Source organism: Aliirhizobium sp. YIM B11859, from assembly GCF_057163345.1.
Genome location: NZ_JBXHAY010000001.1, coordinates 1,291,607 through 1,318,571, shown reverse-complemented (window position 1 = coordinate 1,318,571; position 26,965 = coordinate 1,291,607). Strand labels below are relative to the sequence as shown.

The 26,965-nt window shown below is 59.3% G+C and carries 30 protein-coding genes and 1 tRNA gene; 11 read left to right on the top strand and 20 right to left on the bottom strand.

Translation table 11 applies throughout. The annotated features are described in order from the left end of the window. The 10 genes from AC2GXZ_RS06205 to AC2GXZ_RS06160 form a co-directional block, all read right to left on the bottom strand. The coding region (locus AC2GXZ_RS06205; protein WP_483758221.1) for a POTRA domain-containing protein at positions 1 to 715 on the bottom strand (715 nt) is incomplete at its 3' end. A 196-nt stretch (positions 716 to 911) separates the two neighbouring features. After that, a complete protein-coding gene (gene rseP / locus AC2GXZ_RS06200) occupies positions 912 to 2,033 on the bottom strand; it encodes an RIP metalloprotease RseP (RefSeq protein ID WP_483758220.1) in 1,122 nt (373 codons plus the stop codon). 38 nt (positions 2,034 to 2,071) lie between these two features. Continuing rightward, a complete protein-coding gene (locus tag AC2GXZ_RS06195; RefSeq protein ID WP_483758219.1) occupies positions 2,072 to 2,905 on the bottom strand; it encodes a phosphatidate cytidylyltransferase in 834 nt (277 codons plus the stop codon). After that, positions 2,905 to 3,648 carry an isoprenyl transferase gene (locus AC2GXZ_RS06190; protein WP_483758218.1) on the bottom strand — a complete coding sequence of 248 codons (744 nt, stop codon included), beginning with the start codon at positions 3,646 to 3,648 and terminating at the stop codon, positions 2,905 to 2,907. Before AC2GXZ_RS06190 ends, AC2GXZ_RS06195 begins: the two co-directional genes overlap by 1 nt. Before the next feature lie 49 nt (positions 3,649 to 3,697). Next, positions 3,698 to 4,258: a ribosome recycling factor gene (gene frr, locus AC2GXZ_RS06185; RefSeq protein WP_483758217.1), complete on the bottom strand. Its 561-nt coding sequence runs from the start codon at positions 4,256 to 4,258 to the stop codon at positions 3,698 to 3,700. A gap of 64 nt (positions 4,259 to 4,322) precedes the next feature. Continuing rightward, complete coding sequence (pyrH, locus tag AC2GXZ_RS06180) at positions 4,323 to 5,045, bottom strand: UMP kinase (RefSeq protein ID WP_483758216.1); 723 nt, start codon at positions 5,043 to 5,045, stop codon at positions 4,323 to 4,325. 117 nt (positions 5,046 to 5,162) lie between these two features. Then, positions 5,163 to 6,089 (bottom strand): translation elongation factor Ts, encoded by a 927-nt coding sequence (tsf, locus tag AC2GXZ_RS06175; protein ID WP_483758215.1) that lies wholly within the window; start codon positions 6,087 to 6,089, stop codon positions 5,163 to 5,165. 241 nt (positions 6,090 to 6,330) lie between these two features. Next, positions 6,331 to 7,110: a 30S ribosomal protein S2 gene (gene rpsB, locus AC2GXZ_RS06170; RefSeq protein WP_483758214.1), complete on the bottom strand. Its 780-nt coding sequence runs from the start codon at positions 7,108 to 7,110 to the stop codon at positions 6,331 to 6,333. Between the two features lie 202 nt (positions 7,111 to 7,312). Further along, positions 7,313 to 7,510, bottom strand: coding sequence for a hypothetical protein (locus tag AC2GXZ_RS06165; protein ID WP_483758213.1), 198 nt, complete (start codon positions 7,508 to 7,510; stop codon positions 7,313 to 7,315). Between the two features lie 112 nt (positions 7,511 to 7,622). After that, entirely contained in the window at positions 7,623 to 8,465 is an 843-nt protein-coding gene (locus AC2GXZ_RS06160; protein ID WP_483758212.1) for a cell envelope integrity EipB family protein, read from the bottom strand. 109 nt (positions 8,466 to 8,574) lie between these two features. Between AC2GXZ_RS06160 and AC2GXZ_RS06155 the strand changes: the two genes are divergently transcribed. The 4 genes from AC2GXZ_RS06155 to AC2GXZ_RS06140 are packed head-to-tail and all read left to right on the top strand — an operon-like array spanning position 8,575 to position 11,417. Further along, positions 8,575 to 9,045 (top strand): RidA family protein, encoded by a 471-nt coding sequence (locus AC2GXZ_RS06155; RefSeq protein ID WP_483758211.1) that lies wholly within the window; start codon positions 8,575 to 8,577, stop codon positions 9,043 to 9,045. Beyond that, entirely contained in the window at positions 9,042 to 9,770 is a 729-nt protein-coding gene (locus AC2GXZ_RS06150) for a glycerophosphodiester phosphodiesterase (RefSeq protein ID WP_483758210.1), read from the top strand. Before AC2GXZ_RS06155 ends, AC2GXZ_RS06150 begins: the two co-directional genes overlap by 4 nt. A gap of 9 nt (positions 9,771 to 9,779) precedes the next feature. Further along, complete coding sequence (locus AC2GXZ_RS06145; protein WP_483758209.1) at positions 9,780 to 10,973, top strand: GNAT family N-acetyltransferase; 1,194 nt, start codon at positions 9,780 to 9,782, stop codon at positions 10,971 to 10,973. Positions 10,974 to 10,997: 24 nt separating this feature from the next. Further along, entirely contained in the window at positions 10,998 to 11,417 is a 420-nt protein-coding gene (locus AC2GXZ_RS06140) for an HIT family protein (protein WP_483758208.1), read from the top strand. On the opposite strand, the gene AC2GXZ_RS06135 is transcribed toward AC2GXZ_RS06140, so the two are convergent. From AC2GXZ_RS06135 to AC2GXZ_RS06105, 7 genes are all read right to left on the bottom strand, one after another. Beyond that, on the bottom strand, positions 11,418 to 11,756 hold the full coding sequence (locus AC2GXZ_RS06135; protein ID WP_483758207.1) for an AzlD domain-containing protein: 339 nt from the start codon (positions 11,754 to 11,756) through the stop codon (positions 11,418 to 11,420). After that, positions 11,756 to 12,508, bottom strand: a complete 753-nt coding sequence (locus tag AC2GXZ_RS06130) for an AzlC family ABC transporter permease (protein WP_483758206.1) — start codon at positions 12,506 to 12,508, stop codon at positions 11,756 to 11,758. The genes AC2GXZ_RS06135 and AC2GXZ_RS06130 overlap by 1 nt, the downstream gene beginning before the upstream one ends. 94 nt (positions 12,509 to 12,602) lie before the next feature. After that, positions 12,603 to 15,131, bottom strand: coding sequence for an ATP-dependent Clp protease ATP-binding subunit ClpA (clpA, locus tag AC2GXZ_RS06125; RefSeq protein ID WP_483758205.1), 2,529 nt, complete (start codon positions 15,129 to 15,131; stop codon positions 12,603 to 12,605). Between the two features lie 10 nt (positions 15,132 to 15,141). After that, the gene (gene clpS / locus AC2GXZ_RS06120) at positions 15,142 to 15,495 is read right to left on the bottom strand and encodes an ATP-dependent Clp protease adapter ClpS (protein ID WP_483758284.1); all 354 of its coding nucleotides are present in this window, start codon (positions 15,493 to 15,495) and stop codon (positions 15,142 to 15,144) included. Positions 15,496 to 15,893: 398 nt separating this feature from the next. Next, entirely contained in the window at positions 15,894 to 16,097 is a 204-nt protein-coding gene (locus AC2GXZ_RS06115) for a DUF3126 family protein (RefSeq protein ID WP_483758204.1), read from the bottom strand. Positions 16,098 to 16,222: 125 nt separating this feature from the next. Next, a complete protein-coding gene (gene cysE / locus AC2GXZ_RS06110) occupies positions 16,223 to 17,047 on the bottom strand; it encodes a serine O-acetyltransferase (protein ID WP_483758203.1) in 825 nt (274 codons plus the stop codon). A 115-nt stretch (positions 17,048 to 17,162) separates the two neighbouring features. Further along, positions 17,163 to 17,948, bottom strand: coding sequence for an alpha/beta fold hydrolase (locus tag AC2GXZ_RS06105; protein ID WP_483758202.1), 786 nt, complete (start codon positions 17,946 to 17,948; stop codon positions 17,163 to 17,165). Positions 17,949 to 18,097: 149 nt separating this feature from the next. Between AC2GXZ_RS06105 and AC2GXZ_RS06100 the strand changes: the two genes are divergently transcribed. Together AC2GXZ_RS06100 and AC2GXZ_RS06095 are read left to right on the top strand one after the other, a co-directional pair. Then, a complete protein-coding gene (locus AC2GXZ_RS06100) occupies positions 18,098 to 18,343 on the top strand; it encodes a zinc-finger domain-containing protein (protein ID WP_483758201.1) in 246 nt (81 codons plus the stop codon). Between the two features lie 25 nt (positions 18,344 to 18,368). After that, positions 18,369 to 19,532 carry an FAD-dependent monooxygenase gene (locus tag AC2GXZ_RS06095; protein WP_483758200.1) on the top strand — a complete coding sequence of 388 codons (1,164 nt, stop codon included), beginning with the start codon at positions 18,369 to 18,371 and terminating at the stop codon, positions 19,530 to 19,532. Here AC2GXZ_RS06095 and AC2GXZ_RS06090 read toward each other — a convergent pair whose 3' ends face one another. After that, complete coding sequence (locus tag AC2GXZ_RS06090; protein ID WP_483758199.1) at positions 19,533 to 20,720, bottom strand: cystathionine beta-lyase; 1,188 nt, start codon at positions 20,718 to 20,720, stop codon at positions 19,533 to 19,535. 397 nt (positions 20,721 to 21,117) lie between these two features. Here AC2GXZ_RS06090 and AC2GXZ_RS06085 point away from each other — a divergent pair, with 397 nt between their 5' ends. The 4 genes from AC2GXZ_RS06085 to AC2GXZ_RS06070 all read left to right on the top strand — a co-directional run bounded on the left by AC2GXZ_RS06085 (position 21,118) and on the right by AC2GXZ_RS06070 (position 25,417). After that, complete coding sequence (locus AC2GXZ_RS06085) at positions 21,118 to 22,140, top strand: amino acid ABC transporter substrate-binding protein (RefSeq protein ID WP_483758198.1); 1,023 nt, start codon at positions 21,118 to 21,120, stop codon at positions 22,138 to 22,140. A gap of 115 nt (positions 22,141 to 22,255) precedes the next feature. Further along, positions 22,256 to 23,452, top strand: a complete 1,197-nt coding sequence (locus AC2GXZ_RS06080) for an amino acid ABC transporter permease (RefSeq protein ID WP_483758197.1) — start codon at positions 22,256 to 22,258, stop codon at positions 23,450 to 23,452. 4 nt (positions 23,453 to 23,456) lie between these two features. Further along, positions 23,457 to 24,614, top strand: a complete 1,158-nt coding sequence (locus AC2GXZ_RS06075) for an amino acid ABC transporter permease (protein ID WP_483758196.1) — start codon at positions 23,457 to 23,459, stop codon at positions 24,612 to 24,614. Between the two features lie 29 nt (positions 24,615 to 24,643). Then, positions 24,644 to 25,417, top strand: coding sequence for an amino acid ABC transporter ATP-binding protein (locus tag AC2GXZ_RS06070; protein WP_483758195.1), 774 nt, complete (start codon positions 24,644 to 24,646; stop codon positions 25,415 to 25,417). A gap of 98 nt (positions 25,418 to 25,515) precedes the next feature. On the opposite strand, the gene AC2GXZ_RS06065 is transcribed toward AC2GXZ_RS06070, so the two are convergent. Next, entirely contained in the window at positions 25,516 to 26,172 is a 657-nt protein-coding gene (locus AC2GXZ_RS06065) for a hypothetical protein (protein ID WP_483758194.1), read from the bottom strand. 307 nt (positions 26,173 to 26,479) lie between these two features. Between AC2GXZ_RS06065 and AC2GXZ_RS06060 the strand changes: the two genes are divergently transcribed. Then, entirely contained in the window at positions 26,480 to 26,788 is a 309-nt protein-coding gene (locus AC2GXZ_RS06060; RefSeq protein WP_483758193.1) for a hypothetical protein, read from the top strand. Positions 26,789 to 26,802: 14 nt separating this feature from the next. Here AC2GXZ_RS06060 and AC2GXZ_RS06055 read toward each other — a convergent pair. Then, a tRNA-Arg gene (locus tag AC2GXZ_RS06055) sits at positions 26,803 to 26,879 on the bottom strand. Between the last annotated feature and the right edge of the window lie 86 nt (positions 26,880 to 26,965).

Below are 26,965 nucleotides of genomic sequence, written 5' to 3'. Positions count from 1 at the left end.
GCAGCGCTTCTTCGTCGGCGCGCAGCTTGTCCTGGCTGTAGACGTCCTTGCGGGTCAGGAACGACAGCGGGCCGGTTTCCTTGGTCGCGATCACCGACTTCAGGCGACCGTCGCCATAGGCCTGGTTGCCGGCAAAATTGATGTCGGCGATCTTCGTGCGGTCGCCTTCGTTGATCGTGAAGGCGATGTTGACCCGACCCGAGCCGACATTGGCCGTCTGGGTGGTGATCTCGACATCGCTGCGGCCGATCTGCGAATAGGCTTCGCGGAGACGCTCGATATCGGCATTGACCATCGCCTGGCTATAGGGGCCGAGCGGCTGGGTCTGCACGACGCCGGCAAGCTTGTCGTCCTTGATCTTGCGGTTGCCGTTGAACACGACCTGGTTGACCAGCTGGTTCTCGCTGACGGTTACCACCAGCGCGCTCCCGGAGACGCTGATCTTCACGTCGGAGAAATACCCCGTCGAGTAGAGCCGCTTCACCGATTCATCGATATCCGAGCTGGAAAAGGCAACCCCCGGCTGGATCGTCAGGTTGGAACGCACAGCTTCCTCGCCGGCGCGCTGAGCGCCACGCACCTGGACGCTGCGGATGACAGCAGCTTCGGCCTTGGGAGCGGTTGCAAGTACAACGACACCCGCGCCCGACGCGACAACACTAGCAGACAGCGCAAACGCCGACACTGCGTTCAAAAACTTTGAACCAGCCTTCATTTTCAATTCTTACCTTTTCCCGTTGTCCCTCGGCGGGTGGAGCCCGACTCCGGCCACGTGTGTCGTTTTACCTTCTTTTGCCCTACAAGCAAGCTATCGCGTTAATTTCTATTTACTTCCTTTTGAGGCGTGGCCTTGAGGCCACGCAACATTGGAAACATGGTGAATAAACGGTTTATTCACCCCGCAGCTCGCTTCAGCCAATAAGGTTGGTGATGTCGTTGAAGGTCGCGAAAACCATCAGACTGAGCACCATCGCAAGACCAATACGGAATGCGATCTCCTGGGCTCCCGCACCCAGGGGCCTCCCCCTCACGGCTTCTATTGCGTAGAAAACCAAATGCCCGCCGTCAAGCACCGGAACCGGCATCAGGTTGAGAAGTCCAATGGAAACGGACAGAACGGCCGCAAGCTGGATCACGGCTGCAAAACCGAGGCTGGCCATCTGGCCTGAAGCCTGGGCAACACGCACCGGTCCACCCAGCTGATCCGCCTTCATCCGCCCGGTTACCAGATTGCCGATATAACGGAAGGTTCCGGTGACGATATTGCCGGTTTCCTTGACGCCCTCTGCGACAGCCTGAAGCGGGGTGAAGGTTTCGAGCCGGAAATTGCCCCGCTCCTCGTTGGTAACGACGCCGATCAGTCCGAGTTCGACCTTGTTGCCGAACTGGTCGGTGATTTCCGTCCGCTTCGGCACCATCGGAAGCTGGAGGTCCTGACCGTTCCGTTCGACCGTCACCACGATCGATGTTTCGGGGCGAATGCTGACATAACGGCGCACGTCATCGAACGTGCTGACCTTCGCGCCATCGAGCGCGACCAGCCGGTCGCCGGGCTGCACGCCGGCCTCGGCGGCTGCGCTGTCAGGCCGCACCTCGGCAACCACCGGATCGGCGATCATCTTGCCATAGACGGAAAACAGCACCGCGAAGATGGCGATCGCCAGGATGAAGTTGGCGATCGGTCCTGCAGCAACCGTTGCCGCACGTTTCCACAGCTTTGCGCCCGCAAGCGTCCGTGCACGGTCGGCCTCGCTCATATGCGAGACGCTTGCCGCGTCTGGCAGGCTCGACGCGTCCTCGTCGCCGAAAAACTTCACATATCCGCCGAGCGGAATGGCGGACAGCTTCCAGCGTGTGCCGTGCTTGTCCGTAAAACCGACGAGTTCGGGTCCGAACCCCACAGAAAACGCCGTGACCCGGATGCCGCTCCAGCGCCCCACAAGATAATGCCCCATCTCGTGCACGAAGACCAACAGGGATAACACCAGCACAAACGGGATGATGTAACCGGTAATGAAGCTGAGGATAACCATCAGTGTTTCCGCTCGATTTTACTTTGTCCGGCCAAATTCTAGAGACCGAAAAGGAAGGCTGCGACCGAGTTGCTAACATGGCCTTTCATGACCGCATCCACAAGCGTCAACAGAAACGCCGCACAGCAGGCAAAGACAAGACCGTCGACACGATCCATGACGCCGCCATGGCCTGGGATGAGATGGCTCGAATCCTTCACGCCGAAACGGCGCTTGATGAACGACTCGAAAAGGTCGCCGATCTGGCTGGCGACCGACAGCAGGAACGCCAGCGCCATCGTCCATAACGAAAGCCGGGAGAACACCCCAAGCGACAGCATGCCGCTCGCGGCAATCCCTGCGACGGTTCCACCAATGGCGCCAGACCAGGTTTTGCCGGGGGAAATGCGCGGCGCAAGCTTCGGTCCGCCGATCGCCCGGCCGACGAAATAGGCCAGGATGTCGGTCCCCCAGACGACGGCAAAAATGAACAATGTCGCCACGAAACCCGCCTGGTTGTCACCGCGGATCGCGGAAAGCGAAATACCGCTCAAGCCCGCATAGACGATGCCTCCGGGCAGCCACCATGATCCATGGCCGATCAGCACCAGGAGGATCGCGGTGATCGTCCCGCCGCAAAGCAGTGGCAACAGGAGATCGCCATCGCCAAGCACGATATTGCAGGCGATGAGAAGCACGATCAGCCAGGCGAACGCGTTCGCCTTGAAATGCTGCTCGGACAGCCGCGTCATCGTCGACCACTCGTAATAGACGAGCAGGGCGATGGCCGCGGCGACCACGTTGAAAGGCAGTCCACCCATCCATGTCGCCGTCAGCACGACTGCAGCAAGGACGATTGCGGATATGATGCGAAGTTTGAGCTCTCTGCCCATCAGCCGACGACCGCCGCAGGCCGAGCCGCCAGTCCGCCGAAACGCCTGTCGCGCGACGCATAGATCTTGAGCGCCTGAATGAAGAGCGTGCGATCGAAATCCGGCCAGTAATCGGGCAAGAAAACGAATTCCGCATAGGCCGCCTGCCAGAGCAGGAAGTTGGAGAGCCGTTCTTCGCCGCTGGTACGGATGATCAGGTCAGGATCCGGAATTCCGGCCGTATCGAGATGAGCATTGATCATGTCGGCGGTAATGGAGGCAGGATCGAGCAGACCGGCCTTCACCTTCTCGGCAATTCTTGCGGTCGCTCTCGCAAGCTCGTCTCTGGAACCGTAATTGAAGGCGATGACCAGCGTCAGTGCCGTATTGTTGCGCGTCGTCTCTTCGGCTTCCAGGAGCAGCGGCAGGATGTCGCCGCGCAGCTTGTCGCGCTCGCCGATCACCTTGATGCGAACGTTTTCACGGTGGAGTTCGGCCAAATCCCGGCGAATGAAACGGCGAAGCAAGCCCAGAAGGTCGCTGACCTCGGCTTCCGGTCTGTTCCAATTTTCCGAGGAGAAGGCAAACAGCGTGAGATATTTGATGCCGACATCTCCAGCCGTCCTGACGGCTTCCTTGACGGCCTCAACGCCCTTGCTGTGTCCCATCGTCCTGGCAAGACCACGCTTATTGGCCCACCGTCCGTTGCCATCCATGATGATGGCAACGTGCTCGGGAATGATCGCAATATCTGGCGTCAGCATATCCTATGCAATTCCTTCAACGGCCAAGGGAGGGGCAAGGCAACCCAACCTAGACCTGCATGATTTCCTTTTCCTTATCCGCAAGCAAGCGGTCGACTTCAGAAATCGTGTCGTCGGTCATCTTCTGCACCTTGTCGGACTGCGAACGGCTCTCGTCCTGTCCTATGACACCATCCTTTTCGGCTTTTTTCAGGCCGTCCATACCATCGCGACGAACGTGGCGTGCTGCGACCTTCGCTTTTTCGGCAAAGTCATGCGCAACCTTGACGAGTGATCTGCGACGTTCTTCATTCAGTTCCGGCAGTGGAATGCGCAGGTTCTGGCCATCGACGATCGGATTGAGACCAAGATGCGATTCGCGGATCGCGCTCTCGACCGCCTTGATCATCGACTTGTCCCAGATGGACACGCCCAGCATGCGCGGTTCGGGCACGGTGATGTTTGCCACCTGGTTCAGCGGCACGCGCGAGCCATAGGCTTCGACGGTGATCGGATCGAGAAGGTTGGCCGAGGCACGACCCGTCCTCAAGGAGGCGATATCGCTTTTGAACGCGTTGACGGCGCCTTCCATGCGGCGCTTGATGTCGTTGAGATCGACTGATCCACTCATCGGTTGGAACTCCCACCTTGTTCTTGGCGGCCCTGCCTGATTGGTTTCGGGCCGCAGTCTGATGTCAATTGTCTGATACGATCGTCTTGAGGCCGCCGCCGGTCAAGATCTGAGCGAAACCACCCGCCTCATGGATCGAAAAAACGATGATCGGGATGTGGTTTTCGCGCGCAAGTGCGACCGCTGCAACGTCCATGACGGCGAGGCCCTTTTCCAGGACCGCACTATGCGTCAACGTGTCGAAACGGGTAGCCGTCGGATCCTTCTTCGGGTCGGCGGAATAGATGCCATCCACCTGGGTTCCCTTGAAGATCGCTTCGGCACCGATCTCGGCAGCGCGCAGTGCCGCAGCCGAATCGGTGGTGAAGAATGGGTTTCCGGTACCGCCGGCGAAAATCACCACCCGGCCCTGCGCCATATGATGGAGAGCCTGGCGCTGCGAGAAGCTCTCGCAGATTTCCGGCATTGCGATGGCGGAGAGGACGACCGTGTCGATATCGAGCTTGCGCAACGAGGTTGCGAGCGCGAGCGCATTGATGACGGTCGCCAGCATGCCCATGTGGTCGCCGGTCACCCGGTCACCGCCCTTGGATGCGACAGCCACGCCGCGGAAAATATTGCCACCGCCGACAACCACACCGACCTCGACGCCCATGTGGCGCGCCTCGGCGATATCTGAGGCGATACGGTCGGCAACCGCGACATCGATGCCGAAGCCCTGGCTGCCCATGAGAGCCTCGCCGGAAGCTTTGAGAAGAACACGCTTATAGATGGGCTTGGACGACATGACGGCTCCTTGGAAAGAGAAACGAGTCTGCGGAGAGATCAAACGGCTTGCGGATACACGAAGGGCACCGGCTTGTCACCGGTGCCCTCATCGTTTTCACTGTATCAGCCGACGAAATCAGCCCTTTGCAGCGGCAGCGACTTCTGCGGCGAAGTCGGTCTCTTCCTTTTCAACGCCTTCGCCGAGGAGAAGACGGGCCATGCCGGTCACTTCGATCGGCGCGCCGACTTCCTTTTCGGCTTCCTTGATGGCGGCGCCGACGGTCAGGTCAGGGTTGACGACGAAAGCCTGCGACAGAAGTGCGACTTCCTCGAAGAACTTGCGCATGCGGCCTTCGACCATCTTTTCGATGATCGCTTCCGGCTTGCCGGATTCGCGTGCCTGCTCGATGAAGACGTGACGTTCGCGTTCTGCAACGGCAGCGTCAACTTCTTCAGAACGAATGGCGAGCGGAGCCGTTGCAGCAATGTGCATGGCAACCTGGCGGCCGATGGCGGTGAGCGCGTCCTTGTTGCCGGTCGACTTCAGGGCAACCAGAACGCCGAGCTTGCCGAGACGGTCGGCAGCAGCATTGTGGATGTAGGTCGCGACAACGCCGTCTTCGACTTCCAGAGCAACCGAGCGACGCAGGTTCATGTTTTCGCCGATCGTGGCGATAGCGTCCTTGATCGTGTCGGTGACCGACTTGCCGGTTGCCGGATAGGTGGCAGCACCGACTGCCTCGACGGTACCGTCGGTGGTCAACGCAACATCGGCAATGCCGCGAACGATCGCCTGGAAGGCGTCGTTACGGGCAACGAAGTCGGTTTCGGAGTTGACTTCGATGACAACAGCCTTGGTGCCCGAGGTAGCAACACCGATCAGGCCTTCGGCAGCCGTGCGGCCCGACTTCTTGTCGGCCTTGGCAATGCCCTTGGCGCGCAGCCAGTCGATTGCTGCTTCGATGTCGCCGTTGTTTTCGGTCAGCGCCTTCTTGCAGTCCATCATGCCTGCGCCGGACTTTTCGCGCAGTTCCTTCACCAGTGCAGCGGTGATTTCAGCCATTGTGAGCCTCTTGTCGGTTCTTGTTGCGTAGCGCCGAAAAACTCGGCGAACTCAAGGTTTTGGGAACGAATGTACCCGGAAATATGACAGGGTGATGAAGATCACCGCCGACCTGTCCCTCAACCGCAACCGGATGGATCGCGGGCGGACGGGCTTTTCAAACGAACCGAGGCCAGGGATCGTCTCTCTGGCCTCGATCGAATGGGAAAAGCGGAGCGGCAGAACCGCTCCGACCTTGGCCTTAAGCTTCGGCCTGAACTTCGGCTTCAGCGTCGAGAGCCGGCTCGATCGGAGCTTCGCTCATGCCGCCGAGGTCACGACCGGAAGCGCCTTGCTGGCGTGCGATGCCGTCGATGGCAGCGCGGGCAATCAGGTCGCAATACAGAGCGATGGCGCGCGATGCGTCGTCATTGCCCGGGATCGGGAAGTCGATCAGGTCCGGATCGCAGTTCGAGTCGATGATCGCAACAACCGGGATGCCAAGACGCTTGGCTTCGTCGATTGCGATCTTTTCCTTGTTGGTGTCGATGATGAACATCAGGTCCGGAACGCCGCCCATGTCGCGGATACCGCCGAGAGCCTTGTCCAGCTTTTCGCGTTCGCGCTCAAGGTTCAGGCGCTCCTTCTTGGAGTAGCCGGACTGTTCCGAGCCCAGGATCTCGTCGAGCTTGCGCAGACGGGCGATCGAGTTCGAAATGGTCTTCCAGTTGGTCATCATGCCGCCGAGCCAACGCGAGTTGACGTAATACTGGGCGGAACGCTTCGCCGAATCAGCGATCAGCTCGGAAGCCTGACGCTTGGTGCCGACGAACAGAACGCGGCCGCCACGGGCAACGGTGTCGGACACGACCTGAAGGGCGCGCGACAGCATCGGAACGGTCTGGGCCAGGTCGATGATGTGGATGTTGCTACGGTCGCCGAAGATATACGGCTTCATCTTCGGGTTCCAGCGGTGAGTCTGGTGGCCGAAGTGGACGCCTGCTTCAAGCAGCTGGCGCATAGAGAAATCGGGCAATGCCATGCCTTGTTATCCTTTTCCGGTTGAACCTCCGCAAGGCAAACAGCATCCCTCTTCGAGAAATGCCACCGGGCGGAACGGTCCGGATTTCTCCCGGACAATCCCATGCTTTACGTGTGGAATGCGGCTGCCCATACAGGGCGCTGAGCGAAAATGCAAGAGCCGAAGCGCTCTTTACGCCAATTGCGCTCGCTCGCTTGGGCCTTCAGCTCGCGCTGCCCAGTCTTTGGCGCACATGATCGGCGTTTCCGCGAACATAGACGACATGCGGCTGCGCATTGCTGCCAGCGGCGGCGAAAGCAACGATCGTCACCCCTTCCTCGAAAGGCATGACATAGAGAACCTGCGCCGGATTAATGTAAATCTCTTGATTGTGGGTATTCTTAAAACCGATCAACGCCATGAATCACTCCTTATTGCGGCGCGATACAGGCACAAATCTAACTAACTGTCGAGTATCATAAAGTTCGCATTCACATGCGCCGCCGCATCGCAGCTCGCGCACGACCGCGACACTATTGCGGCACCACGGGACACGGATCCTGCTGCTTTTTCAGGAGTTCGAGCTTAACCAGACTGCCGGTCAGGGAAAAGTCGCCATAATCCATCGTCAGGTCACGGGTAATGCCGTTTTCATAGAGCTTGAACGACATGTTGTAGACGGGCATCGGGTCGCCGGCAGCACCGTCATTGAAATAGGCGATGGTCACCGGCCAATAGGGTGACTTGGCGAAATCGCCCGCTGCCCCGGCATCGGCATCACCCTTTTCCGGCGTTTCGGCCTTGCCGATGACCGTCGACGTCAGAAGCGACTGATCGCCGTTTTCCGAGCCGTCGAAGACACGCGTTTCGAAGATCCGCTTGTCCTGCTTGGCCTGGCTGATGATGTCCAGCATATGCGTGGTCGGGAAGGCGCTCGCCGGCAGGTCTACCTCCCTGCCGTTCGTTCCCCTGATTTCCACCTTGACGCCCCCCTCGCCTTCGCTCGCATCGCCGGTCACGTTCTTGTCGGGCTGCTCGTCGGTGAAAGACTTGGTTTCGAAATGAAACTGCCGCGCAGAGAGATCTTCGAACGTCTTGGTCTGCTGATCGCTGAGACGTGTTTCCTCACCCGTGTTGATCTTCGTCACTAGCCGGAAATTGGTGGTAAAGCCGGTACAGGCGGAACCAGTAAATTCATAGACCATCCGACCGAACATGCCCTCGATGCCGGATCTCTCCGATGCATCCTTGAGCTTCAGATCGTAGACTGCACGGTGCGGCACCAGCAGCCGGGCTGCGCTATCGGCGCTCAACGGCGCAGCGGATGCGACACCGGCACCGGTGGCGAGAAACAGCGCGAGGCTGATGCGCAGCATTCACATTCTCCTGTTGGACTCGGGGACGGGTGTTATAAGAACGCCATTCGCCGAGGTTATGACCTTGATGCAGGATTTTTGTACGCTTGACAACAAACTGGAGACCGAAATGTCCGATGCCATCGAAAGCCGCTTGAAGGAACTGGGTTTCACCCTCCCGGAAGCCGCAGCACCCGCTGCCAACTATCTGCCGACCCGCATCAGCGGCAACATGCTTTATGTGTCCGGCCAGTTGCCGCTTGAGGCAGGCAAGATCGCCGCGATCGGTCTCCTTGGCGCCGAAATCGACGTCGCCGCCGGCCAGCGCGCAGCCGAACTCTGCGCCATCAACGTCATCGCCCAGGCAAAGGCAGCGCTTGGCGGCGATCTTTCCCGCATCCGCCAGTTCGTCAAGCTGACGAGCTTCGTTGCGTCTGCGCCGGGCTTCACCGAGCAGCACCTCGTCACCAACGGCGCCTCGAACCTGATCGCAAATGTCTTCGGCGATGCCGGCAAGCACGCCCGTTCGGCCGTCGGCATGGCTGGCCTGCCGTTCAACGCCGCCGTCGAAGTCGAAGCCATCATCGAGATAGGCGCATGACCTCCGCCTCGTGGATGAAGGACGTTCCGGTCGCCCATCGCGGCTACCATGACATGAACAAGACGATCTGGGAAAACACGCTTTCAGCCTTTTCCCGAGCAGCGGATGCGGGTTTCGCCATCGAATGCGACCTGCAGCTTTCGGCCGACAGCGTGCCCATGGTTTTCCATGACGACAAGCTGGAACGCGTCTGCAACATCAAGGGCGATGTTCGCGAACGCACCGCCTCCGAACTCGGCCTGCTGTCGATCGGCGGCACGTCTGACAAGATACCGACCTTGAAGCAGATGCTTGCTCTGGTCGCCGGCCGCGTGCCGCTTGTCATCGAGCTCAAGGGCCGAACGGCCGAAGAGGATGACGGCTTCGTCGAGACCGTTCTCGAGGAACTGGAAGGCTATCAGGGCAAAGTGGCCCTGATGAGCTTCGATCATCACCTGATCCGCGACCTCAAGAAGGCAGAAGCTCCCTATCCGATCGGGCTGACCGCCGAAGGCAGCCAGCCGGAAGAGTTCTTCAAACACGATGAAATGGCCCAGCTTGGCCTCGATTTCGTCTCCTATCGCTGGTCCGATCTGCCGAACAGCTTCGTCACCGCCCAGAGACAGCAAGGACTTGTGATGATCACCTGGACGGTAAGGGATGAAACGGCGCGCGAGGCGACCTATAAATATGCAGATCAGATGACGTTCGAAGGGTTTGACCCGCGCACGTCGCCCACTGCATAATTCAGGTATATGGCCAGCAATCTTATCATCCGTATCGAAAAGTCCTTCGCCGCGATCAGCACTCAAGGCTGGTCGCGGCTTTCCGGCACCTCGAAATCCGAAACGTCCGGATCGCCCTACAATCCCTTCTTGTCGCATGCCTACCTGTCCTCGATGGAGGAGTCCGGTTCGGCCACCGCCAGGACAGGTTGGCTCGGGCATCACGTCCTGCTGGAAAACGAAGCCGGACAGCTGATCGGTGCCATCCCCGGCTACCTGAAGAACCATAGCCAGGGCGAATATGTCTTTGATCATGGCTGGGCCGACGCATTCGAGCGTGCTGGCGGCAACTATTATCCGAAGCTGCAATGTTCGGTCCCGTTTACGCCGGCAACCGGCCCTCGCCTGTTGGTCTCCGCAGGTTATGACCGCGACGCGACGCAGGCAACACTCGCGGCAGGTCTCCAGGAGGTGACACGGCAGCTCGGCGTTTCATCCGCCCATGTCACCTTCGTGGCCGATGACGAGGTCGAAACCTTCGGCGATGCCGGTTATCTGCACCGCACCGACAAGCAGTTCCACTTCATCAACGAGGGGTATGCCGATCACAACGCCTTCCTTGAGACGCTCGCGTCCCGCAAGCGCAAGGCGCTGAAGAAGGAGCGGCGGGCCGCCCTCGAAAACGGCATCTCGATCGACTGGCTGACGGGCAGCGACCTCACCGAGGATATCTGGGATCAGTTTTTCGACTTCTACATGGATACCGGCAGCCGCAAATGGGGCCGTCCTTACCTCACCCGCAGCTTCTATTCGCTGATCGGCGAACGCATGGCTGACGACATCCTGCTGGTCATGGCCAAGCGCGACGGCCGTTACGTGGCGGGCGCCATCAACTTCATCGGCGGCGACGCGCTTTATGGCCGCCACTGGGGCTGTATCGAGGAGCATCCCTTCCTGCATTTCGAGGTCTGCTACCATCAGGCGATCGACTTCGCGCTGGCCAGAGGCCTGAAGCGGGTCGAGGCGGGCGCGCAAGGGGAACACAAGCTGGCGCGCGGTTATTTGCCCGTCACCACGCATTCCATGCATTACATCGCCCATCCGGGACTTAGAAATGCGGTCGCCGACTATCTCGAACACGAGCGCGAGGATGTCGAAGAGATGAACGAATATCTGTCCGAGCACAGCCCGTTCCGCAAGGGCGAGCGGCAGCAGGAAGACTGATCAGAAAATTTGGAGAAAACATCCATGAGCTACGATCCGAACAATATCTTTGCAAAAATCCTGCGCGGCGAAATCCCCTGCCATCGTGTCTACGAAGATGCCGACACGCTCGCCTTCATGGATGTCATGCCGCAATCGCCCGGTCACCTGCTGGTGATACCGAAGGCGCCGTCGCGCAACATTCTCGATGCCGATCCCGCCGTGCTGTCGAAGGTAATTCCGGTGGTACAGAAACTCGCCGGCGCCGCCCGGGACGCGTTCGACGCGGACGGTATCACGGTTACGCAGTTCAACGAGCAGGCCGCCGGCCAGACGGTTTTCCACCTGCATTTCCACATCATTCCACGCTACGAAAGCCAGCCGCTGAAGCCGCATTCCGGCCAGATGGAAGACAATGCGGTGCTTGCCGCCAATGCGAAGAAGGTCATTGACGCGCTTGCCTGATCAGAGGTCCAGATAAACCAGTCCGGCAATCAGAATGGCGATCGGCGCAATCACGCCGACCGCCACTTTTTTGCCGGTGGCGACGAAAATGGCAAATCCGAAACCCGCTGCCGCCAGCCGCAGCCAGAGCGATGAATGGGCAAGCGTTCCGGTCGGAAAGACGATCAGCTTGGCGGTCACCGCCATCACAAGCGCCGTGGCAACCGCCCTCACCCAGTTCAGCGCTTCCGATTCCTCGTTGAGCCGGTTGCCGGCGAGCACCCCAAGCCAGCGCCAGAAATCCGTCGCGATAAAACCCGCAACCACGATCAGTACATAAACCCAGTATTCCTCCAGCATCACCCACGCTCCCCGGCAAGCCGTTGCCGGTGGCGCCGGTAGCGGTCGACGAGATAGGCGGCGGTTCCGCCGCCGATCCCGGCAATAAGAACATCGAACTGCGGCACCAGCAGCGCCAGAAGCGGCCCGGCAACGACACCGACGACAAAGGCGATCCTCACCACCGGCTGGCGCGCACTCGCCCAGATCGACGAGATGAAATAGACCGGCGTCAGCATGAACAGGGCGCCCGCGACGACCGGCGGAAACTGCGAGACGATACCGTAACTGATGCCGACGACTGCCGTATTGGCGAGCGTCAGCGTCATGCCGAAACCGGCAAAGAAGGAAACGCGATGCTGGCGCGGCACATCGCGAAGATGGGTCGACGCGAACACCCACGAAGTGATCGCGATGAAATGCGACAGGAAAAGCAGCTTCCAGACCGGTGTCCGCGACGTGCGCATCTCCGGCATGATCGAGGCCACCATCGGCATCATCCGGATCGCCGACAGTGTCACGGCGAGGAAGGATGCCGCAATATTGGCACCGCCGAGCATTGAGCCGACAAGGATCATCTGCGACGGCAAGGCCCATATGCCGAGCGTCATGGCGACCGCTTCCGATCGGGTAAGCCCCGCCTCCAGCGCAAAGGCGCTGAAGCCGACATAGGAGGTCATGAGAATGATCGCCGGAAGAGACAGGATGCCGCGCATCCCCGTCAGAAACCAGCTCAAGCTGCCGCGTTCATCGACGCGCTGCTCTGCAGACATCGGCATTCCATTTGCTGTTGGTCAATTCCATGCCTACAAACACAAAGATGCCGGGACAAGCCCGGCATCTCTCTTTCAATCGATATCAGAACAATTACTTGGCTTTCGGCACCCGCGGAACCGTGCTGCCCTTGCGGGGCTTCGGCGCGTCTTCGGCGATCACATCGCCGTCGTCTTCCGCTTTCGCCTTTGCAGCACTGCCGCCCTTGCCTTTCGGCGCGGACTTCTTGGCAGCCTTTGGCTTAGCAACTTTCGCCTTAGCCTCTTCTGCCGCTTCTTCCACTTCGGCTTCCGGCTTGGGCTTCACCGGAACCGCTTCCGGAATGGAATCGAGTACCAGCTTGTCCTTGCCGTCTTCGCCCTTGCCGACCGTGACACGGACCACACCACCCTTGCGCAGAGCCCCGAACAGGATCTCGTTGGCAAGCGGTTTCTTGATATATTCCTGGATAACGCGGGACAGCGGGCGGGCGCCCATCTTCTCGTCGTAACCCTTGTCGGCCAGCCAGGCGACCGCATCCTCGTGCAGGTCGAAGGTGATGTTGCGCTCAGACAGCTGCGTTTCCAACTGCATGACGAACTTCTGCACGACCTGGTGGATGACTTCCGTCGGCAGCGGCGCGAACGGGATCGTTGCGTCGAGGCGGTTGCGGAACTCCGGTGTGAACAATTTGTTCAGCGCTTCTTCGTCCTCGCCGCTGCGCTTGGAGGAACCGAAGCCGAAGGCGGCCTTGGCCATCTCCGATGCGCCCGCATTGGTCGTCATGATCAGGATGACATTGCGGAAATCGATCTTTTTGCCGTTGTGGTCGGTCAGCGAACCATGGTCCATGACCTGCAGCAGGATATTGTAGATATCCGGATGCGCCTTTTCGATTTCGTCGAGCAACAGCACGCTATGCGGATGCTGATCGACCTGATCGGTCAAAAGACCGCCCTGATCGAAGCCGACGTAACCGGGAGGTGCGCCGAGCAGTCTGGAGACCGTGTGGCGTTCCATATATTCCGACATGTCGAAGCGCAGCAGTTCCACGCCGAGCGAAGCGGCAAGCTGCTTGGCGACTTCCGTCTTGCCGACGCCTGTCGGGCCGGAAAACACGTAGGAGCCGATTGGCTTGTTCGGTTCGCGCAGGCCGGCACGCGCCAGCTTGATGGCGGTCGAAAGTGCTTCGATCGCCGTATCCTGGCCGTAGACCACCGAGCGAAGTTCCTTTTCCAGATTGGCGAGAACGGCCTCGTCATCCTTGGAAACGGTTTTCGGCGGGATCCGCGCCATCGTTGCGATCGTTGCCTCGATCTCCTTCTCGGTGATCAGCTTGCGGCGCTTGGAGGCCGGCAGCAGCATCTGAGCCGCACCGGTCTCGTCGATCACATCGATCGCCTTGTCCGGCAGCTTGCGGTCGGAGATGTAGCGGGCCGACAGTTCGACGGCCGACTTGATCGCCTCGTTGGTGTAGCGAAGCTTGTGATAGTCCTCGAAATAGGGCTTCAGGCCCTTCATGATCTCGATCGCATCCGGGATCGACGGTTCGTTGACGTCGATCTTCTGAAAACGGCGAACCAGAGCCCGGTCCTTTTCGAAGAACTGCCGGTATTCCTTGTAGGTGGTCGAACCGATGCAGCGGATCTGTCCGGAGGACAAAGCCGGCTTCAACAGGTTGGACGCATCCATGGCACCGCCTGACGTCGCACCCGCACCGATAACGGTGTGGATCTCGTCGATGAACAGCACGGCGCCAGGATAATCTTCCAATTCCTTGACGACCTGCTTCAGGCGTTCCTCGAAGTCGCCGCGATAGCGGGTACCGGCAAGCAGCGTGCCCATGTCGAGCGAGAAGATCGTCGCATCGGCGAGTGCTTCCGGAACCTTGCCTTCGACGATGCGCTTGGCCAGACCTTCGGCGATAGCCGTCTTGCCGACGCCCGGATCACCCACATAGAGCGGGTTGTTCTTCGAACGGCGGCACAGGACCTGGATGGTGCGGTTGACCTCGGAATGGCGACCGATCAGCGGATCGATGCGACCATCCTTGGCCTTCTCGTTGAGATTGACGCAATAGGCCTTGAGCGCATCCTGGGGCTTCTTGGCAGCCCCTTCGTCCGGCTCGCCACCGCCACGCGAAGGCTTTGCTTCCGAATCCGGTTCCTCGGAGCCGCGCGGCGTACGGGTCTGGGAGGAACCCGGCCGCTTGCCGATACCGTGGGAGATATAGTTGACCGCGTCGTAGCGGGTCATTTCCTGCTCCTGCAGGAAGAAGGCGGCATGGCTCTCGCGCTCGGCGAAGATCGCAACAAGCACGTTGGCGCCGGTGACTTCTTCGCGACCGGAGGACTGAACATGGATGACCGCCCGCTGGATGACACGCTGGAAGCCGGAAGTAGGCTTCGAGTCTTCATCATAACCGGTCACGAGGTTGGCAAGTTCGTTGTCGACATAGTCGGCAACTGTCTTGCGCAGGTTTTCAAGGTTGACGTTACAAGCGCCCATGACCGCCGCCGCATCCGCGTCGTCGATCAACGCGAGAAGCAGGTGTTCGAGCGTGGCATATTCGTGATGCCGCTCGTTGGCGAAGGTCAGTGCCTGGTGCAGCGCCTTTTCAAGACTAGGCGAAAATGTGGGCACGTCGGGTTCCTCACTTCTTTTCCATGACACATTGTAGCGGATGCTGATGCTGTCTGGCGAAATCCATCACCTGGCTCACCTTTGTCTCCGCTACCTCGTAAGTAAAAATGCCGCACTCGCCCACGCCGTGGTTGTGAACGTGAAGCATTATGATCGTGGCAGCGTCCCTGTCCTTTTGGAAGAACCGCTCCAGTATGTGGATGACGAAATCCATTGGCGTGTAGTCGTCATTCAGGAGAAGCACGCGATACAGGTTCGGGCGTTTCGTTTTCGGCTTCGTGCGGGTAATGACCGAGGTTCCGCGATTGGCGTTGTCCCCGTCATCACCTTTTTCTTTTTGCATCGAGATCGGCAGTGCGATCATCATTCTTCATCCCCAGGCGCCGACGACCGATATGAACACTCGATCTGTCGAACTCCAGTCTTACTAACTTAGTCCATTGGACAGGGATTTTAAGCCCCCTTTGCGGCGGTGCAATCACTATTCCGCTAGAGCACGGTCCAATGCATGAAAATTAACACCCGTCACCGCGTTGGAGACAAACACGACGGGGCCGGACCTGACAAACGTCAGGGGCGGGCAGCGTCGATAACGGACGATACTCGGGTAGGATGTTAACACGGACGCGGCTCGACGCCGCTTCTTAATTAATGGGGTCCGTTCGGTCGCCTTACAAGGGTGACGGGGCGACGAAGAAGAGAGGAAGGCGGGAATCAAAAACGGGCCGAACCGGCCCGTTTGAATATGCGCCATGAAAGGTGTCAGAGATCGACATCCAGAATGGCCATCGAGAAATTGTAGGACCGTTCGCCGTCCTCGTCGTCGACGTAAACGACGCCGAGGAATTCGTCGCCCAGATAGACCTCAGCGGAATCGTCCTTGCGCGGCCGCGCCTTGACGACGATCTGCGGGTTCAGAAGGCGCTTGAAATAGGCGTCGACCTTTTTGATTTCGTCGGGTTTCACGACAATCTCCGTTTTCTATTCGCGTTGCGCCGCTTGTGCCATGGGACAACGGCAAAAGTAAAGCCGGCAAGCCCTGGGCCGCCGGCTTCAATTCTTATTTTACCGGCATATTAAAATCCGATTGCTCAGTCCTCGGACATCAGCAATTGATCCATCACCCGCGCCGGCTCCGAACACCCGGCATTGCCGACGACCTTTGCCGGAACGCCGGCAACGGTGGATTTTGACGGCACAGGTTTCAGCACCACCGACCCCGCGGCCACCCTCGAGCAGGAGCCGATCTCGATATTGCCGAGGATCTTCGCACCGGCACCGATAAGGACGCCATTGCCGATCTTCGGGTGGCGGTCGGCGCCTTCCTTGCCCGTCCCGCCGAGCGTGACGCCGTGCAGGATCGAGACATTGTCGCCGATAACGGCCGTCTCGCCGACGACCAGCCCGGTCGCATGGTCGAGGAAGATGCCCTTGCCGATCCTTGCTGCCGGATTGATATCCGTCTGGAAAACGCTCGACGACCGGCTTTGCATATAGAGCGCAAAATCCCGCCGCCCGCGGTGGTAGAGCCAGTTGGCCAACCGGTGGCTCTGGATCGCGTGAAATCCCTTGAAGTAGAGAACCGGTTCGAGAAACCGCAGGCATGCCGGATCGCGGTCATAAACCGCCTGGATATCGACGCGCAGGATCGAGCCCCATTCAGGCCAGTCTTCCAGCATTTCCATGAAGGTCTGGCGCAGCAGCACGGCCTGCAGATCAGGATGATCCAGCCTCTCGCAAATACGGTGGACGACGCACTCCTCGAGAGAGCGATGGTTGAGGACAGTCGAATAAAGAAACGCGGCAAGCAGCGGATCCTGCTCGATGGCAAGACGCGCTTCTTCCCGCATCGTATCCCAGATCGGATCGACCGCAGTCACCGTATCCTTGGCACGAATGTCCATTCTAGGGGGCATGGCCCACTCCCTGTTCGCCCTCGATTTTCCGAGAGCACATTATATAGAACAAGTTTATCGCAACACCAACATAAGCGAAATCGCATTTCGTTGATCGTTATGATCAGAGAATCGGTCAGCCGCCGGCCAGTTCCGCATAAAACTCCAGCACGGCTTTCTTGAACACGCGGTCCCCGACAGCCAGCATATGGTCGCGGCCCGGGATGTCGAGCGCCCGGGCATCCGGCATCAGATCGGCGAGTTCCTGCGCCGAACCGGCGATATCGTCCTTGGTGCCGACACCGATCAATGTCGGCGCTTCGATACGGCCCATGTCCGATCGCGCCACAAGATCGCGCGAACCGCGGATACAGGCGGCAAGCGCCTGCTTGTCGCTTTTCGTCTGGTCGGCGAACATTCGAAACATCCGGCCCCGCTCGTGGGTGACATCTTCGGCCACCGGTGCAAGCAGCGCATCGGCAATCGGATCCCAGTCACCGACACCGTCCGTCATGCCGATCCCCAACCCACCAAGAACGAGCGAACGGACACGCTCGGGATTGGCGAGCGCCGCGAACACGGAAATCCGCGCACCCATCGAATAACCGAACAGATGCGCCTCCGGAATGCGCAGGTGATCGAGCAGTGCCACCGCATCGCCTGCCATGACCCAGGGGCGATAGGCCTCCGGATCGAGCGGCTTGTCACTGCCGCCATGGCCGCGATCGTCGATCGCGATCACGCGATAACCGGCATCGCCGAGTGTTTTGAGCCAGCCCGGATGCACCCAGTTGACCAGCGCACTTGAGGCAAAGCCGTGAATCAGCAGCACCGGATCGCCGGAAGGCTCACCCTCGTCGAAATATCTGAGATTCAATCCGTCATGGACAAACGAGGAAAAGGTGGGGGCGTTCAGATTCATCGGGGCGATCCTTGTCTTGCAGGCGAGCTATAGTGGATGACGCGCTGCCACAGAACCCGGGCATGAAAAAAATGCCGCTGAAAATCCCCCTACACAATCGCTGCGAGGGACGATAATGTCCGGCGCAATCAAGATGCAGGGAGACTATGATGGCTGGACACAGCATTCCTCACTTCCAGAACGACGGCGGATATCCGGTCATCCAGATCGGCGTGAAGGAATTCATGTGCACCGGCGCATCCGTGCCCTTCGACCATCCGCATATCTTCATCGATCTCGGCGACGACACCGAGAAGGTCTGCTCCTATTGCTCCACGCTTTACCGCTACAATCCCGGCCTGAAGGCCGAGCAGACGGATCCGCCGGGCTGCGTCTTCCACGTCAAGGCCGCGTAAAGCCACCGTCAGGCATATAAATCCGATGCATATCGATAGGGTTGCAATCGTCGGGGCCGGCATGGCGGGCCTCGCCGCAGCACTGAGTTTTTCCCGGCTAGGCATCGCGTGCGATGTCTTCGAGGAGGCGGCCGAACTCATAGAGGTCGGCGCCGGGCTGCAGATGTCGCCCAATGCCTCGGCGATCCTGCGCGAACTGGGCATACTGGACGAGCTCGAACCGGTCTGGACCGAACCGCGTGAAATCAGCCTCGTTTCAGGCATGTCGCTCAAACAGATAGCGAAGGTCCCGGCCGGCGATTTCGCCCGCAAGCGCTGGGGAGCGCCCTACGGCGTGCTTCATCGATCCACCCTGCAAAAGGCATTGCTGGCGGCCGTGGAGCGCAATCCGCTCTGCACGGTGAGGCTTTCGACGCCGATACGTGGTCATGCATCGCAGGCCGTCCGCGACCTGACCGGGATCGGCTATCCGCTCGTCGTCGGCGCCGACGGGGTATGGTCGAATGTCCGGGCATCGATAGAAGACGCACCGCAACCGGATTTCTCGCGCAACATTGCCTGGCGCTTCACCGTGCCGCTGGCCGGCGCCCCCGGCTGGCTGCAGCCGGATGCCGTCACCGCATTGCTTGGCCCTTCCGCGCATCTCGTCGCCTACCCCCTGACCGAGATGGGCGTATTCAATATTGTCGCGATTGCGTCCGGTATCAGCCCGGGCAGGACATGGGACGCGCAGGCCAGCGAAAACCAGCGCAGCATGCTGGTCAGACAATTCGCCGGCTGGAACCCGGACGTCACCGCCTTGCTCGGCCAGCCGCAACGGCCGACCTTCTGGCCGCTTTATCAGGTGACCCCGGGCAACTGGCATAATGGCCGCGATGTCGTCCTCATCGGTGACGCCGCTCACGCCATGATGCCGTTTGCAGCTCAGGGCGCGGCGATGGCGATCGAAGACGGGTTTGTGCTGGCCAACGAGATCGGCAAGGCGACCGCCCTGCCCGCGGCTCTGGAAAGTTTCGCCAAGCTGAGAACCACACGCGCCGCCAAGGTCAAGGCGCGTGGAGCCTTCAACCGGTTCGCTTATCATGCCCGCGGGCCGTTCCGCCTCGGACGCGATATCGTGCTTTCGATGCGTCCGCCGCAATCACTCGCGGCGGATCTCGACTGGCTTTACGGTTTTCGGGTGGAATGATCAGACCGCTGCCGCGGCCTTGAACCCTTCTTCCAGATCCTTCTGCAGGTCAGCGACATCCTCGAGCCCGATCTGCAGGCGGATGACCGGGCCTTCGGTCGGCGCGGTGGCGATCGTCCGGTCCGACAGGTTCACTTGCAGTGCGAGGCTCTCGAACCCGCCCCAGGAATAACCGAGACCGAAAAAGCTCAAAGCGTCGAGAAACGCATGAGCCTTGGCTTTTGCCTGCGCGGCATCCGCCTTCAGCACGAACGAGAAAATCCCGCTCGCTCCCTTGAAATCGCGCTTCCAGATTTCGTGGCCGGGGAAGCTCGGCAACGCCGGATGCAGCACACGCGCCACATCGTCGCGGCTTTCGAGCCAAGTCGCCAGCGCCAGCGCACTTTTCTGATGGTGTTCAAGGCGCACACCCATGGTCCGCAAACCACGAAGGATCTGGTAGGCATCGTCCGGTGCACCGCAAATGCCCATCAGAATGCGCGTTTCCTCCAGTTGCGGCCACCATTTGGCATTGGCCGAAACCGACCCCATGACGATGTCCGAATGGCCTGAAGGATATTTGGTCGTCGCATGGATCGACACATCGACGCCGAAATCGAGCGGACGGAAATAAAGCGGTGTTGCCCAGGTATTGTCCATGGTGACGACGCAGCCATGCTTGTGTGCGGCATCGGAAATCGCCCGGATATCCTGCATCTCGAACGTATTCGAGCCCGGAGCCTCTGTATGCACCAGCTTCGTGTTCGGCTTGATGAGAGCCTCGATGCCGGCGCCGATCTCAGGGGCGTAATACTCGATCTCCACCCCGAGGCGTTTCAGCATCGTGTTGCAGAAATTGCGGCAGGGCGTGTAGACGGAATCGACAATCAAAGCGTGGTCGCCGGGCGAAAGATACGCCAGGAAAGGCACAGAAATGGCGGCCAGTCCCGATGGCACCAGGATCGTGCCGGCGGAACCTTCCAGCGCATCGAAAGCCTCGCACAGGGCCTCGGTCGTCGGCGTCGCGCGTGTGCCGTAGGTATAGGGCTGGCCGCGGTTTTCCATCGTCGCGGCATCCGGAAACAGCACAGTCGATGCGTGAACGACCGGCGGATTGACGAAACCGTGGAAGGAGCGTGGGTCGTTGCCGATATGGGAAAGCCGCGTGTTCGGTCCGGCAGCGTCGAGCAGGGAAGTTTTCTTGGTCATTTCGTAAGGAAGCTTTCTTAGGCGGGAAAGGCTTCTTGTCGCCCCCCGCAGGCCCAAGGTCAAGTCGGCCAACAAGGCACAGAACCCGAGATGGGCCGATACTCCGCAAAGTTGAGTAAAGATCAGATCCATGCCCAAAAGAGGAAAAAAACAGCAGCAAATGCACATAGATTGATCAAATGAATAACATTAAGGCATAAAAATTAATTTTACCTCACTTTCGACGCAATTCCTGCTGGTGACACTTGACCCCCAAAGCTTTTACGAATGAGATACGAAAGCCTGCCCCTGGAGGTTGGCGGGCAACCGGCCGTATTCGAGCGACAGCGTATTCGAACGAAAACTTGGGGAGCGGCACGGTGTCACCAAACACAAAACACAAACAAAGGTTGGGAAAATGAAAAAGACGCTTCTGTCAGCCGCGATCGGCGCTGTGGTCCTGGGCTCTGCCTCGGTCGCATCGGCAGCCACGCTTGATGACGTAAAGGCGAAGGGCTTCGTACAGTGCGGTGTCAACAGCGGTCTCGCGGGCTTTGCACAGCCGGATTCGGCAGGCAACTGGAAGGGCTTCGACGTCGACTACTGCAAGGCCGTCGCTGCTGCTGTTTTCGGCGATGCCACCAAGGTAAAGTACACGCCGACGACCGCCCAGAGCCGTTTCACCGCGCTTCAGTCCGGTGAAGTCGACCTGCTCGTCCGCAACACGACCTGGACGATCAACCGCGATACCGCCCTCGGCTTCAACTTCCGCTACGTCAACTATTATGACGGCCAGGGCTTCATGGTTCCGAAGTCGCTGAACGTGAAGTCGGCGCTCGAACTCTCCGGCGCTGCCGTCTGCGTCCAGTCCGGCACCACGACCGAACTCAACCTCGCCGACTATTTCAAGGCCAATAACCTCGAATACAAGCCGGTCGTTTTCGAAAAGCTGGAAGAAGTGAACGCCGCCTACCAGGCCGGCCGTTGCGACGTCTACACGACCGACCAGTCGGGCCTGTATTCGCTGCGCCTGTCGCTGTCGAACCCGGATGATCACATCATTCTGCCGGAAATCATCTCCAAGGAGCCGCTTGGCCCGGCCGTCCGTCAGGGCGACGACAAGTGGTTCGACATCGTCAGCTGGGCTGGCTATGCCATGGTTCAGGCTGAAGAATTCGGCATCACCACGGCCAATGTCGACGAGATGAAGAACTCGACCAACCCGGACATCAAGCGCTTCCTCGGTGCTGAAGCCGACAGCAAGATCGGTACCGACCTCGGTCTGACCAACGCCTGGGCCTACAACATCGTCAAGAGCGTCGGTAACTACGGCGAAGTCTTCGAGCGCAACATCGGCGCCAACACGCCGCTGAAGATCCAGCGCGGCCTCAATGCTCTGTGGAGCAAGGGTGGCCTGCAATACGCTCCGCCGGTACGCTGATCCGCACCGGTCTCTGCATCAGGTAAGGCGGCGAAAGCCGCCTTACCTTTCGACAGAGCAATAAGAACAAACATGCCAAAACAATAACGGCCAAAGGCTGCGGGGATAGGCAATAATGACAGATCACACCATAGGTGTATCGCCTCACAAGGGAGAGGCAAAAGTATCCCTGATCTACGATCCCAAGGTGCGCAGCATCTTCTTTCAGGTTTTGACGGCGCTCATCGTCGTACTTGGCGTCTGGATGATCAGCCACAATGTGGCGACCAACCTCGCCCGCGCCAATATCGCATCCGGTTACGGTTTCACCGGCGGCCGCGCAGGGTTTGACATCGGCTTCTCGCTGATCCCCTATACCAGCGATTCCACCTACGGCCGGGCACTCTATGTCGGCTTTCTCAACACGCTTCTGGTCGCCTTTACCGGCATCATCACCGCAACGATCGTCGGTTTCCTGATCGGCATCGGTCGCCTGTCGAAGAACTGGCTGATCGCCAAGCTGTGTACGGTCTATGTGGAAATCTTCCGCAATATTCCGCCGCTTCTGGTCATCTTCTTCTGGTATACGGGCGTGCTTGCCTTCCTGCCGCAGGTGCGTGAATCGCTGCAGCTGCCGTTCACCATGTTCCTCAACAATCGCGGCCTGTTCTTCCCCAAGCCCCTATGGGGTGACGGCGCGTCGTTCATCGTGATTGCCTTTTTCGTCGGCATAGTCGTTTCTTTCGCCGTCGCCAAATGGGCGAAACGCCGCCAGATGCGCACCGGCCAGCAGTTCCACACCATCTGGACGAGCCTTGGCCTGATCATCGGCCTGCCGATCATCATGTTCGTCATTCTCGGCGCGCCGCTTACCTTCGACTACCCGGTTGCCGGCCGCTTCAACCTGTCGGGTGGTTCCCATATCGCGCCGGAATTCGTCGCGCTTTATCTCGCTCTCTCCTTCTACACCGCAGCCTTCATCGCCGAGATCATCCGCGCCGGCATCAAGGCCGTTCCCAAGGGACAGTCGGAAGCAGCCTCCGCGCTCGGCATCCAGCCCGCATCGACAACCCGTCTTGTCGTCGTTCCGCAGGCCATGCGCATCATCATTCCGCCGCTCACCAGCCAGTATCTCAACCTGACGAAGAACTCGTCGCTCGGCGTCGCCATCGGCTTTCCCGAATTGGTATCCACCGGCGGCACGACGATGAACCAGACAGGACAGGCCGTGGAGGTGATCTCCATCTGGCTCGTCGTTTATCTGGCGATCAGCGTCGCGACCTCGCTGTTCATGAACTGGTTCAATGCCAAGATGGCGCTGGTGGAGAGATAAGATCATGTCCAACGCCAAGATTACCTATGTACGGGACGAGATGCTTGCGCCTTCGCCGGCTCCGCTCGAAACCCGCAGCGCTTCGGGCTGGATCCGCGCCAACCTGCTTGCCACCCCGAAGGACGTCGTCCTGACGATCATCGCTCTGGCCGTTCTGGCAGTGATCATTCCTCCCGCCGTCAACTGGCTGTTCATCCAGGCTGCCTGGCTCGGATCGGACCGCACGGCCTGCGCCACGCTTGTCCAGGGCGGCATCCAGCCCGATGGTTGGAAGGGCGCCTGCTGGGCGTTCGTCGAAGACCGTTTCGTCCAGTTCCTGTTCGGCCGTTATCCACTCGAAGAGCGCTGGCGCCCGATCCTGGTCCTGGTGATGCTGGTCGTGCTTCTCGTGCCGATGCTGATCCCGAAGGCACCCCGCAAGGGACTGAACGCTCTCCTGCTGTTCATCGTTTTCCCGATCGTTGCCTTCTTCCTGCTTCTGGGCGGCGTGTTCGGTCTTCCCCATGTCGAGACGCCGCAATGGGGCGGCCTGATGGTGACGTTGATCCTCTCCTTCGTCGGGATTGTCGTCTCCTTCCCGCTTGGAACGCTTCTGGCACTCGGCCGCCGGTCCAAGATGCCTGTGATCAAGACCCTGAGCGTGACCTTCATCGAGGTCGTGCGCGGCGTGCCGCTGATCACCGTCCTGTTCATGGCCAATGTGATGCTGCCGCTCTTCCTGCCGACCGGCTGGACGATCGACAACTTCCTGCGCGCGCTGGTGGCTGTCGCCCTGTTTGCCTCCGCCTATATGGCCGAGGTCATTCGCGGCGGTCTTCAGGCGATCCCCAAGGGTCAGGCAGAAGGTGCCGATTCGCTCGGCCTCAGCTACTGGCAGAAAATGCGGCTGATCATCCTGCCGCAGGCGATCAAGCTGGTCATTCCGGGCATCGTCAACACGTTCATCGGCATGTTCAAGGATACATCGCTCGTGTCGATCATCGGCATGTTCGACTTCCTCAATACGATCCGCCTGAACTTCACCGATACGACCTGGATCACGCCGGTCACCCCGCTGACCGGCCTGGTCTTCGCAGGCTTTATCTACTGGGTGTTCTGCTTCAGCATGTCCCGCTACTCCGCCTTCATGGAACGGCATCTCGACACGGCCCACAAACGCTAACAGCCGCCACAGAATTCAAAGGAACGACAATGGCCGAAACCCTAGCCAAGAAGTTGACCGTCTCGACCACCGACATCGCCGTCGAAATCATCGGCATGAACAAGTGGTATGGTGACTTCCACGTCCTGCGTGACATCAATCTGAAAGTGATGAAGGGCGAACGCATCGTCATCGCCGGGCCGTCGGGCTCCGGCAAGTCGACGATGATCCGCTGCATCAACCGGCTGGAAGAACATCAGTCGGGCAATATTCTTGTCGACAATATCGAACTGACCAACGACCTGAAGAAGATCGATGAAGTGCGCCGCGAAGTCGGCATGGTATTCCAGCATTTCAACCTCTTCCCGCATCTGACCATCCTCGAAAACTGCACGCTTGCACCCATTTGGGTCCGCAAGATGCCGAAGAAGGAAGCGGAAGAAGTCGCGATGCACTATCTGAAGCGCGTCAAGATCCCCGAACAGGCCAACAAATATCCGGGCCAGCTCTCCGGCGGCCAGCAGCAGCGCGTGGCGATCGCCCGCTCGCTCTGCATGAAGCCGAAGATCATGCTGTTCGACGAACCGACCTCGGCGCTCGATCCGGAAATGGTCAAGGAAGTGCTCGACACCATGGTCGGCCTTGCCGAAGAAGGCATGACGATGATGTGCGTGACCCATGAAATGGGCTTTGCCCGCCAGGTCGCCAACCGCGTCATCTTCATGGACCAGGGCCAGATCGTCGAGCAGAACTCGCCGGCCGAGTTCTTCGACAATCCGCAGCACGAGCGCACCAAGCTCTTCCTCAGCCAGATCCTCCACTAGGACTTGGCTGACGATCCTTCGCCGGGCAAATCCCGTTAAGCGAATAGATAAAGGGCGCCGCGGCGCCCTTTATGCATTTCATTATCGGCAAAGCCTGCCTACCATTTATAGGAGTAATTGGCATTGACGCTGGCGACGGTATTGGCATCGGAAAAGCTTCGATTGAGGTTGCCGCTCAAGGTAACGTTTTTGCCGAGCTGCTGCTCCAGGCCTACGGAGGCCCCGAAGCTCTCAAAGCTGTTGGCACTGTTGGCCGACGCGATAAATGCCGTGCCCGTGTCGGGCCGGCGGAACTTGATGGACTGGTTGGCATCGAGACCTCTCCAGTCGCCCTGTACGCCATCATAATGAACGACATAGGCGCTTTGCCGTTCGACATTGTAGGTCGGCGTCGCAATCTGCTTTTCGTAATAGTTTATCGAGATGGAGGCGCTTTCGCCAACGCTGTCGAGATCAACGCCGATATCGCGGCGCATCTGATAGGCAGGACGCTTGGTATCGGCGGTCTTGATCCTGCTCCAGAACTTGAGAGGGGTCTCGACGACCTCACCGGTCTTTGCGGCATCGACACCGATATTGAATCCAGCTTCCGGCTCGAGGCGCATCGGCAACCTCATGCCCAGTTTGACCGCATAGCTGGTATCGGAGTTCTTGATGGGCTGCCAGATCAGCGGCATGTCGTCGGCGCGGGCAATCCCCGAGGTGATAGCGATAACCAGCACAGCGCCTGCTGCGGCAGAAAAATGCCTGTTCATATGGATCCCCACTCGAAGGCTCAAAGACAATGCAAAGGTCGGGGCCGCCCCGCGCGGCCCGCGAAAAACCATTTTCAATGTATTGAAGGCGCCAGATTGGGAGCCTCTGCTCCCGACGCCAATCTACCTTCCCCTGCGCGATGCAACGGAACCGATGGCCGTGATCATAGCGCAATTTGCACTGCACAGAAATCACAAAAGCTTTTTCGCAGATGCGAACAAGCACGGGTAAAATGTCCTATGCCCGCTCTACTGGGAACAAAAGCGACGCCTGGCCGTTGCGGTTCGCATTTGAGGGAGACCGATCATGAAACGCGCCATCATGTCAGCATCGTTTGTCGCTCTGGCATCGGCCATGCCTTTATCGGCATCGGCAGCGACCATTACCTATGGAAGTGTCGGCATCACCAGCGGCTCCGAAATCGACCAGCGTTACATGGCCGCGCGCCAGGCCTGCAGCCTGGAAGCGGAAACCCCGCCGCGCGGCACCGTCAATGTCGATAATTTCTATTATCATGCAGCACTGAGGGCCTGCCTCTACCGTCAGGGTTTTTCCGCCGAAGGAGAATACGCCTATCCGGTCCCCTTGTTCGGCAGCCCGTCGCATCATCGCTGATTTGAAAGAAGTGGTGGCGACCCCTGCAGGATTCGAACCTGCGACCACCTGCTTAGAAGGCAGGTGCTCTATCCAGCTGAGCTAAGGGGCCCTGTGCGGTTCGCTACACGGTTCTCTACCCATCTAGCAAGCCGTAAGTGGTTCTGTGTTTATTTTTTGATGGAGCCTGACTTCATC

Coding starts and splice junctions, on each gene's coding strand:
- rseP (WP_483758220.1), bottom strand. CDS start 2,033: ATGGTTATCCTCAGCTTCATTACCGGTTACATCATCCCGTTTGTGCTG.
- AC2GXZ_RS06195 (WP_483758219.1), bottom strand. CDS start 2,905: ATGGGCAGAGAGCTCAAACTTCGCATCATATCCGCAATCGTCCTTGCT.
- AC2GXZ_RS06190 (WP_483758218.1), bottom strand. CDS start 3,648: ATGCTGACGCCAGATATTGCGATCATTCCCGAGCACGTTGCCATCATC.
- frr (WP_483758217.1), bottom strand. CDS start 4,258: ATGAGTGGATCAGTCGATCTCAACGACATCAAGCGCCGCATGGAAGGC.
- pyrH (WP_483758216.1), bottom strand. CDS start 5,045: ATGTCGTCCAAGCCCATCTATAAGCGTGTTCTTCTCAAAGCTTCCGGC.
- tsf (WP_483758215.1), bottom strand. CDS start 6,089: ATGGCTGAAATCACCGCTGCACTGGTGAAGGAACTGCGCGAAAAGTCC.
- rpsB (WP_483758214.1), bottom strand. CDS start 7,110: ATGGCATTGCCCGATTTCTCTATGCGCCAGCTGCTTGAAGCAGGCGTC.
- AC2GXZ_RS06165 (WP_483758213.1), bottom strand. CDS start 7,510: ATGGCGTTGATCGGTTTTAAGAATACCCACAATCAAGAGATTTACATT.
- AC2GXZ_RS06160 (WP_483758212.1), bottom strand. CDS start 8,465: ATGCTGCGCATCAGCCTCGCGCTGTTTCTCGCCACCGGTGCCGGTGTC.
- AC2GXZ_RS06155 (WP_483758211.1), top strand. CDS start 8,575: ATGTCCGATGCCATCGAAAGCCGCTTGAAGGAACTGGGTTTCACCCTC.
- AC2GXZ_RS06150 (WP_483758210.1), top strand. CDS start 9,042: ATGACCTCCGCCTCGTGGATGAAGGACGTTCCGGTCGCCCATCGCGGC.
- AC2GXZ_RS06145 (WP_483758209.1), top strand. CDS start 9,780: ATGGCCAGCAATCTTATCATCCGTATCGAAAAGTCCTTCGCCGCGATC.
- AC2GXZ_RS06140 (WP_483758208.1), top strand. CDS start 10,998: ATGAGCTACGATCCGAACAATATCTTTGCAAAAATCCTGCGCGGCGAA.
- AC2GXZ_RS06135 (WP_483758207.1), bottom strand. CDS start 11,756: ATGCTGGAGGAATACTGGGTTTATGTACTGATCGTGGTTGCGGGTTTT.
- AC2GXZ_RS06130 (WP_483758206.1), bottom strand. CDS start 12,508: ATGTCTGCAGAGCAGCGCGTCGATGAACGCGGCAGCTTGAGCTGGTTT.
- clpS (WP_483758284.1), bottom strand. CDS start 15,495: ATGATCGCACTGCCGATCTCGATGCAAAAAGAAAAAGGTGATGACGGG.
- cysE (WP_483758203.1), bottom strand. CDS start 17,047: ATGCCCCCTAGAATGGACATTCGTGCCAAGGATACGGTGACTGCGGTC.
- AC2GXZ_RS06105 (WP_483758202.1), bottom strand. CDS start 17,948: ATGAATCTGAACGCCCCCACCTTTTCCTCGTTTGTCCATGACGGATTG.
- AC2GXZ_RS06100 (WP_483758201.1), top strand. CDS start 18,098: ATGGCTGGACACAGCATTCCTCACTTCCAGAACGACGGCGGATATCCG.
- AC2GXZ_RS06095 (WP_483758200.1), top strand. CDS start 18,369: ATGCATATCGATAGGGTTGCAATCGTCGGGGCCGGCATGGCGGGCCTC.
- AC2GXZ_RS06090 (WP_483758199.1), bottom strand. CDS start 20,720: ATGACCAAGAAAACTTCCCTGCTCGACGCTGCCGGACCGAACACGCGG.
- AC2GXZ_RS06085 (WP_483758198.1), top strand. CDS start 21,118: ATGAAAAAGACGCTTCTGTCAGCCGCGATCGGCGCTGTGGTCCTGGGC.
- AC2GXZ_RS06080 (WP_483758197.1), top strand. CDS start 22,256: ATGACAGATCACACCATAGGTGTATCGCCTCACAAGGGAGAGGCAAAA.
- AC2GXZ_RS06075 (WP_483758196.1), top strand. CDS start 23,457: ATGTCCAACGCCAAGATTACCTATGTACGGGACGAGATGCTTGCGCCT.
- AC2GXZ_RS06070 (WP_483758195.1), top strand. CDS start 24,644: ATGGCCGAAACCCTAGCCAAGAAGTTGACCGTCTCGACCACCGACATC.
- AC2GXZ_RS06065 (WP_483758194.1), bottom strand. CDS start 26,172: ATGAACAGGCATTTTTCTGCCGCAGCAGGCGCTGTGCTGGTTATCGCT.
- AC2GXZ_RS06060 (WP_483758193.1), top strand. CDS start 26,480: ATGAAACGCGCCATCATGTCAGCATCGTTTGTCGCTCTGGCATCGGCC.